At 59.5% G+C, this 417-nt stretch carries 1 protein-coding gene; it reads left to right on the forward strand.

The window, feature by feature from the left end; translation table 11 throughout:
* Positions 1-102: 102 nt before the first annotated feature.
* Positions 103-417 (forward strand): acyltransferase family protein (locus tag EOA32_RS37920; RefSeq protein ID WP_145971540.1); only part of this gene is annotated, 315 nt, incomplete at its 3' end.

The raw sequence follows: 417 nt of genomic DNA on the forward strand, positions 1-417 counted from the left end.
GTTTTCTGACAAGGTTTTTGGCGTGTCAGCATCATCCCGGCCACCGGCCTGCCTCGGTGAACGATTTGCATTGCTGAAGCTCCCGCTCTCAAGGAGTTCGGCATGACCCGGTCCCGTGTCGAATGCCTGGACGGGCTTCGGGCGCTTGCCGCGATGTGGGTGCTTGTCGGGCACTGTCTGCTTCTGACCGGCTGGCGTGTTCCGATCCTGGGCGAACCGGATCTCGGCGTTGATCTCTTCATCATGCTGTCCGGTTTCCTGATGGTGTTCCACTACCAGCTTCGCCAGGACAACGAGCCTTGGCAAAGGCCGGAGACCTGGCTGAAATTCTGGACGCGCCGCTATTTCAGGATAGCGCCGCTGTTCTATGTCATGCTTTTCCTGGCGCTGGCGCTCGGGCCCTATCTCTACGAATCC

Origin of the sequence: Mesorhizobium sp. M1A.F.Ca.ET.072.01.1.1 (assembly GCF_004023325.1) — a bacterium.
In the GTDB taxonomy this organism is placed as follows: Bacteria; Pseudomonadota; Alphaproteobacteria; order Rhizobiales; family Rhizobiaceae; genus Mesorhizobium.